We start from the raw sequence: 2,821 nt of genomic DNA, 5'->3' as shown, positions 1-2,821 counted from the left end.
TTCCCACGACTGAAACCAAGTCAAAGTCGTTTTGTTATTCACACGCTTTGCCTTTTTTAAAAATCAAGATAGGCAGGACTTAAAAGGCCCGCGTCTGGAACCGAGCAACTTCATCTTTCAACTCATTCATTCTTATTGGCTAAAAATGCCCGAATTCGTTTTCGTTTCCTTAATTAAAGAAAGAACTTTTTTCCCTACCAAATGCTTTGTCCTTTGAATTTAAATGCTTGGTAACGTTTGGAACATGGTGCGTTTGGATTTTTGAAACGTTTCCTTTCCAAACTACAACTCACTTTATTTATAGCTAATATCGTCATTTATTACTCTAATTTCCAAATGCATTATGTTTTTTGTTATGCGCTTTTTTTCTTTTGCTTAATGTTTTTTTTGCTGCTTTTAGAGCTATTTTTCTATATTCGTTTTCTGCATTAATAATATCTTCTAATTTCTTATTTGAGTATTCTGAATATCGAATTAAGTACTCATCATATTTAGATTTTGGTAGTTCCTGCCTTTTTGCGTTTAAGTTTATTATAGGAATCAGTTTGTTAAAAATCATAGGTTTTATTCCATATGGAGCAAAATAATTGTTAGTCATTAAATTATTAGCGACAAATACTTTACCTCTTGATGTGAAAAACTTTGCGTAATTATAACTGTAGGCAAAATTTCCAATTTCTATTAAATCATGTATTTCCATATATTCAATTTCATTAAAATTCACCAAATCATGTTTCGCTTTCGTTTTTATCAAATAAACTTCCTTTTCAAAGTCAACGAGTATATTGTATTTTAGACTATGGTTTAGATAATTTAAAAAGAGGATGATTGATACAAGTCCTATTAAGATTAGAATAAATCCAAAGATTATGAAAAACAGATTAGATTCAGAAAAATCTGAAACAAAAATATAACCAAGAAATATGAATACTGCTCCAATTGCTAAATCAAAAAGCCAGGTGAAATTAATTCTAAACTTATATGTTTCGGTAAGTTTGTTTTTCATTATTTTCTTGACTTAAGCCACATTTTGTGTAAATACGGAAAAACTAAATATATAAATACCAATAAAAAACCCGCCATGAAAATATATCTATTCATTCTATAACCAAATATTATTTCAAGAACAATATCACCAATAAGAATTACACCTCCAATAAAAGCCATATAAATCGTTTGTTTATACAACCTTTTTTCATTCATGGTGATATAACCATCTATATAATCGTCATTTTCAGGGTCAATTTCTATAAGTCTTTTGTAGATATCAGCAGATTCGCCATAATTTTTTAACTTTCCTTGTATTACTCCAAGTTGGAATTCTTTTATTTCTTCAAATTTATTGAAAAAGTCTTGTTCGTGTTTTATTTTTTGATTTAAAATATCTATATCTGAAACCAGAATAAGAGCCTTTTTATATTTCCCTTTAGCTATTAAACAATTAATATTAAAACACTTAATATTAATTAAGTCAATAATTTTATCTTCGTCCTCTAAATTTTTAAAATCTGATAAAACATCAACATTTTGTTCACAGAAATCAATAACTAAATCAATATCAAACCAATCAACATTCTCTGTTAATTCCGATAATTCTTTAGTATTTAGTTTAATTTCTGTATTCATTTGTGTTTAAATTTAAATTGCGCATAACGGGAAGCATATGCTTTGTGGCGGACTTTAGAAGACAAATCTTCCTGTCCACACTGATTATTATTTAAAACTAAAATACTCATTTTCATAACGTAACCCGCCATAAAGTATGATGCATTGTTGTAGGGCGTATTTTTCTACCACCAATCATTTTCATCAATATTGTATTCAACTTGTATTCCTGATTCAAACTCAAGATTTCGTTCTTTCTCATATTTTGTCGAAAGCATAATTTGACAAACATTCTCACTTAACTCAGGTCTACTGTATTCATATATTCTTTTATAATTAAATCGTGTTGTGTCCAAGTCCGTACTTGTTTGGAAATATCCATCTCCAGAAAGTAATGAAACTCTACCATTTTCGTTAAATTCTAAATATCCTTTGAACCCATCATTAATTCCAGAATATTCAGCCCTAATTCTACCTGATATTTGTTCTTGTCCCTTTTGATAATAAAAGGTGGTTTTTCCACATTCATCAATCCTTTTTATTGTTATGTCTGCATATTTATATTTTATTTCGGTATGCGTTCCACAGCATGATGATAAAAATACAATTAGTAGTATTGTTAAATATTTTGTCATTTTAATCTATTTGAGATTAATCTAGTAATTAGTCTATGTTATTCAAAAATAATTTGTTGAATCTCATATTTCATCCAAATGTCTTGTCAATATTTTCTCGTTATTTATTTAATATGAGTTTCTCAATATGCCCTACAACGGTTGACAATATGGCCAGTAAGGGATTGCGGGCGATTTCCTATCAGGTTACACGAAAAGTTGAAGCGGGCTACAACCCTTCGTATACTACTGAAACCCTTATTGGCTATATTGTGTGTTGAACTAAACCTCCCCAAAGGGAGGTAGCTTTCGATTTAAATTCGTATTGAATACGTATAAATCTCATGTTTAATAATTTAATAAAATTAAATCATGAGTAAAATTACTATTTATTCTGAAGCCTGCAACAAAGTTGATGGCTTTAGAGCTATGGGAGAAGAGTTCAAACGTAAACTTATTATTAATGGACGATCAAAGTCTACACACGAAAATTATTTACGCCAAATAGCTAAACTGGCACTTTATTACATGAAAAACCCGCTGCATATAGACATGGATGAGCTGGAAGAGTATCTGTATTACCTGATGCAAAAGGATACGGA

At 29.5% G+C, this 2,821-nt stretch carries 4 protein-coding genes; 1 reads left to right on the top strand and 3 read right to left on the bottom strand.

Annotated features, from left to right (window positions below; all coding sequences use genetic code 11):
* Positions 1-325 precede the first annotated feature (325 nt).
* The 3 genes from HNS40_RS22050 to HNS40_RS22040 form a co-directional block, all read right to left on the bottom strand.
* On the bottom strand, positions 326-1,006 hold the full coding sequence (locus tag HNS40_RS22050) for a hypothetical protein (RefSeq protein ID WP_172284874.1): 681 nt from the start codon (positions 1,004-1,006) through the stop codon (positions 326-328).
* Complete coding sequence (locus HNS40_RS22045; RefSeq protein ID WP_172284873.1) at positions 1,006-1,626, bottom strand: hypothetical protein; 621 nt, start codon at positions 1,624-1,626, stop codon at positions 1,006-1,008. Before HNS40_RS22045 ends, HNS40_RS22050 begins: the two co-directional genes overlap by 1 nt.
* Positions 1,627-1,790: 164 nt before the next feature.
* Positions 1,791-2,240, bottom strand: coding sequence for a hypothetical protein (locus HNS40_RS22040; RefSeq protein WP_172284872.1), 450 nt, complete (start codon positions 2,238-2,240; stop codon positions 1,791-1,793).
* A 351-nt stretch (positions 2,241-2,591) separates the two neighbouring features.
* On the opposite strand from HNS40_RS22040, the gene HNS40_RS22035 reads away from it, so the two are divergent.
* The coding region (locus tag HNS40_RS22035; protein WP_172284755.1) for a phage integrase N-terminal SAM-like domain-containing protein at positions 2,592-2,821 on the top strand (230 nt) is incomplete at its 3' end.

It is taken from the genome of Lentimicrobium sp. S6 (assembly GCF_013166635.1).
Classification (GTDB): domain Bacteria; phylum Bacteroidota; class Bacteroidia; order Bacteroidales; family UBA12170; genus UBA12170.
The sequence above is the reverse complement of the archived record's forward strand: the minus strand, read 5'-3'. Positions and strand labels throughout refer to the sequence as shown.